This is a genomic window from Clostridium sp. (assembly GCF_029267215.1).
GTDB lineage: Bacteria > Bacillota > Clostridia > Clostridiales > Clostridiaceae > Sarcina.
This window is the reverse complement of sequence record NZ_JARIDH010000023.1, coordinates 1-2452: the sequence shown is the minus strand read 5'-3', so window position 1 is coordinate 2452 and position 2452 is coordinate 1. Positions and strand designations below refer to the sequence as shown.

The following is a 2452-nucleotide window of genomic DNA, read 5'->3' as shown; positions in this document are numbered from 1 at the left end:
AAATTAAAAAAGTCCTTTGCTGGTACTCCAACAAAAGACTTGTAAACTCTTCTACTTGCTTTTTTTAAAACTTGTATATATAATATGTCTATACAATTTAAAAATTGCATTTGAGTAAATTCATTTTATTGAATACTGGTTCTATTTAATAAAGTGTCTTTACTTTAGAAGTTCGTCAAGCTTTCAATGGTGTTGGTGGCACCTTGTAAGTTTACCTTATATTAAGCCTAGTAAACTTAATATAAGGTGATGAACTTTTTTTATTTAGTTATGTTTTTAATTTTATTACATCTTTATACAAATTACAATTGTTTTTTAACTTTGGTGTGTAAGTTGAAGTGTTGGTACTGTATTTTAAACTAAGAAGAGGTTAAATATTGTAAATATACCCCCTATAAATAAAACGCCTTAGAATTGCTTTATTTGATACCAAATGACTAATTATACATTTAACACTAAATAAACGCTTAGAATTCAATTTTATTGACCAAAACAAGCCATTTGTAGCATACTGTAATATCTATAAATCTATTTAATTAAAATCTAAATTTTATAGTAACAAAATATTTCATTTGTAAAATTATTAAAAATTTGTTAAATAAATCATTATGTAGTATTATATTTGTGAACAATTATTTAAATAATCAAGGAGAATATTATATGAACATTACTATGAATAAAAAGACTATAATAAGTTTTGGTATTATTTTAGGTTTAATTTTAGTAGTTTTTTTAACTTTTAGCGAAAAGTCATCAGTTAAAGATTATCAAAAAGATGTAGATGTAATACAAAGTACTATGTATGATTTAGAAGGTTCATTTGTATATTTATTAGGTGCTTCTGATAAGTCTGCATGTAAGAATTGGATAAAAACAAATAGAAAAGACATGAAAAGTGAAATGAAAACTAAGTTAGGAGCAAAATTTGTTGACAGTCAATTTGATCTTTACGAAGTATGTTTAAAAGTTTTCGATGAATATGGTGTTATAGGAAATCACCAACTAGCAATGCAATATTTAAAAGAGATTGATAAAGATCCTAGAGTAACTAAAGCAAATGATAAAGCTGAAAAAGTTAAGACTGAATTATTTGATAAGGCAGGACTTTAAAATCTATTAGGTAATAAGAATATATATCTAAGTAATTTAAATAAATATTCTTATTACTTATGTCTCTTAACTACTCTCTTAATCCTAAATCTTTTAGAGTTCTATATACTGTAGCTCTACTTAGTCCAGTTTGTTTTACTATATCAACTATCTTATATCCTTCTTTGTATAATAACCCAACTGTTTCAGCCTTATCATTTCTCTTTGATGGTCTTCCTCCATTCCTTCCTCTTGCCTTAGCACTTCTTAAACCTTCTTTAGTCCTTTGACTTATTAAATCTCTTTCTAGCTGGCTTAATCCACTCATAACAGTTAATAAAAAACTATTATATGGATTATCGCTTGATGTATCCAACCAGGTATCTTTAATACTCTTTATACTAGCACCTTTACTCTTTATCTTATCAATTATATTTAATAAATCCTTTGTACTTCTTGATACTCTTGTTAGATCAGCAATTATAACTGTATCATTTTCTTGTAGCTCATCAATCATTTTATCTAGCTGCTCTCTATTAGATTTCATTCCACTTATTTTTTCTTGATATATATTTCTCTTATCTACACCATAATCAATTAACATATCTATTTGTCTATTTAAACTTTGTTCTTCAGTACTAACCCTTGCATATCCAATCAACATCTTTTTCTCGCTTATAATCTCTATATCAAGAACTATTAAATTTTTATCCTTTACAGATTCTATATATCTCTCCATATCACTTTTGCTATTAAATATTTTTGTATAGCTCCTTTTCCTTATGCCATATCTATAAGTTAATTTATACATACTCTTACTCTCCACTTTTCCTAAAGTTTATTACCTTCATTATATCATAAAGGTATCATAATTAAAATAGATTATGATACCTTTTATGAAACAATTTTAACCTTTAGGAATGCCTTGTTTATGTATATAAAAATAATGTGCCAAAAACATTCGTTTTTGATACATTGTTTTTGATACAATTCTGATACTGTTCTATAGCTCTATTACCAATAAACAATTTACTGGTGTAATAACTGTTTAAATACCATTATTTAAATTATCATAAATTACTTTTAAAAAGACTTTTAAAAAAAGTTTTTTTCTCTTTGCTTTGATTTATTTTATCTCTTATTAAACTTAACTTATTATCAACTTCTTTAAAATGATCTTCAAGCTCCAAAATATTAATCTTATTTTCTTGTTCTTTTTTTAAAAGAATTTGATTGTTTTCTATGAGTTTATGTAACTCTTTTATCTGCTTATCTTTTTCTTCAAGTTGAGCAATTAAAGTATCAATTAAACTTTTATTCAAGTTGAATAAATCTTCTCTATCCATTGCTATCTCTGATTTTA

Annotated in this window: 3 protein-coding genes; 1 reads left to right on the top strand and 2 read right to left on the bottom strand. The window is 25.1% G+C overall.

What is annotated here, in order from left to right; all coding sequences use genetic code 11:
- Window positions 1–660 precede the first annotated feature (660 nt).
- The gene (locus tag Q1K13_RS03375; protein WP_300347729.1) at window positions 661–1110 is read left to right on the top strand and encodes a hypothetical protein; all 450 of its coding nucleotides are present in this window, start codon (window positions 661–663) and stop codon (window positions 1108–1110) included.
- Window positions 1111–1180: 70 nt separating this feature from the next.
- Here Q1K13_RS03375 and Q1K13_RS03370 read toward each other — a convergent pair whose 3' ends face one another.
- Both Q1K13_RS03370 and Q1K13_RS03365 read right to left on the bottom strand, forming a co-directional pair.
- Window positions 1181–1753, bottom strand: coding sequence for a recombinase family protein (locus tag Q1K13_RS03370; protein ID WP_300347730.1), 573 nt, complete (start codon window positions 1751–1753; stop codon window positions 1181–1183).
- Between the two features lie 406 nt (window positions 1754–2159).
- On the bottom strand, window positions 2160–2452 hold a 293-nt coding region (locus Q1K13_RS03365), incomplete at its 5' end, for a hypothetical protein (RefSeq protein WP_300347728.1).

What these genes read in the sequence shown, in the direction of transcription:
- Q1K13_RS03375 (WP_300347729.1), top strand. Translation starts at nt 661, where the DNA reads ATGAACATTACTATGAATAAAAAGACTATAATAAGTTTTGGTATTATT.
- Q1K13_RS03370 (WP_300347730.1), bottom strand. Translation starts at nt 1,753, where the DNA reads ATGTTGATTGGATATGCAAGGGTTAGTACTGAAGAACAAAGTTTAAAT.